A 1591-nucleotide genomic window follows, 5' to 3' on the forward strand; every position below is an offset into this window, starting at 1 on the left:
TGTCCGACCCGGAGACATGGGTAACAGAACGTACCTAAGACATAGGTGACAACCACGTGCCGTTCGGGTTGTCGAGGGGTTGCAAGGTCATTTCCTCCAGTGGTCGTTTGAACTGACGCGGAACGCCCATCCGGGGGTGGCGGAGCGTAGCGCATTCATGGCACGGCCATTATTGCTCGGCACGCGCTGTCGCCGTCAACCCCGCGCGCCAAAGGCGCGGCCCCTCCGGGCTTCGGGGGTTGACCGCTCAGCGCGGCCAAGCACGGACTCCCATGCCAAGAATGAAAAAAAGCGCGTCTTGGTCAGAGCGCCGAGGTCGTAGCTGAGACATCGGTGACGGGCTTCTTCGGGCCGAACGGGTTGTCGAGGGGCTGCAAGGTTTTCTGCTCCAGGTCGAAATATCCGAGGTCGTAATGCATGAAGCTGACGAGCCAAATGCCGTCGTCGACTTCTTTGATGCCGAGCTTTTGGCCGGCCAGCACGGTGGAGATGTTGATCTTCTTGCGATGCAAGCAGAGGCGGCCGCAGGCGGTGACGACGACATCGCGGTCATGGAAGGGATAGGTCAGGTCCGGCAGGCCGGCATAGGCGCGCGCTGAGGCAGTGTAGAGCTCGGCAGGGCACTTCATGTCGAGCGCCTCGTGCGGACGTTCGGTGTTGAACTCGCGGAGGAAAGCATCGAAGCGCTCCTGCTGCTGCAGGCTGTTGACACCCGGTGGCCGGGTCGCCTCCTTCTTGAGGGTCAGATGCATGCGCTCGTGGCGGCCGTTCTGCTGCGGACGGCCTGGCTTGATGCGCTCGATGGCGATGCCGAGCCTGAGCCACCAGACCGACAGCTTCGACAGGTTGAACAGGGCATTGGGACTGGCAAAGGGCACGCCGTTGTCGGAGCGAATGGCAAGCGGCAGGCCGCGCTCGCAGAACAGGCGCTCGAAGGCGGTAATGGCAGGGTCTTCGCGGGTCGAATCGAGCGCTTCGCACAACAGCAGGAAGCGTGAGGCGTGATCGCTGACCGTCAACGGAAAGCAATAGCGGCCATTGCCGAGCTTGAACTCGCCCTTGAAGTCGGCGCACCAGAGATCATTGGGGGCCACCCCCTGTGACAGCGGCGTGCCGCGCGCACGATGGCGCGGTCCGCAACCGCGTTTGACCAAACCGTGCCGATCGAGAACCGCGTGGATCGTGCTCTTGGCCGGCACCCGAACATCGCCATCCAATCGCCGAACCAGGAGCTCGCGGATCTTGCGCGCGCCCCAATGTGGCTTCGCAGCCTTGAGCTGGACAATCAGGGTCTCGATCTGAGCCGGCAACTGGTTGGCATAGCGTATCGGGCGTTTGGAGCGGTCACTCAGCGCCTCAAGCCCGTGCTCCTTGTAACGGTCAAAGATCTTGTAGCCGGTCTTGCGCGAAATGCCGAACTCCCGGCACACATCCGTCATCGCCTCCCCGTCCAGGAGACGAGCGACAAAGCGCAGACGCTCTTCCATCACCGAACTCGCTTTCCACGGCATCGACACCTCCCGCGGAACAAAAGCGGAAAGTGTAACCCATGTGTCCGGTACGTTCTGTCACCTATGTCTCGGGCCGCTCA

At 62.3% G+C, this 1591-nt stretch carries 1 protein-coding gene; it reads right to left on the minus strand.

Annotation, left to right across the window (positions count from 1 at the left end; translation table 11 throughout):
- Window positions 1–302: 302 nt before the first annotated feature.
- Complete coding sequence (locus AB4Z51_RS44800) at window positions 303–1511, minus strand: integrase core domain-containing protein (RefSeq protein WP_441499752.1); 1209 nt, start codon at window positions 1509–1511, stop codon at window positions 303–305.
- Between the last annotated feature and the right edge of the window lie 80 nt (window positions 1512–1591).

Origin of the sequence: Bradyrhizobium sp. 2TAF36 (genome assembly GCF_052114925.1) — a bacterium.
In the GTDB taxonomy this organism is placed as follows: Bacteria; Pseudomonadota; Alphaproteobacteria; order Rhizobiales; family Xanthobacteraceae; genus Bradyrhizobium; species Bradyrhizobium barranii.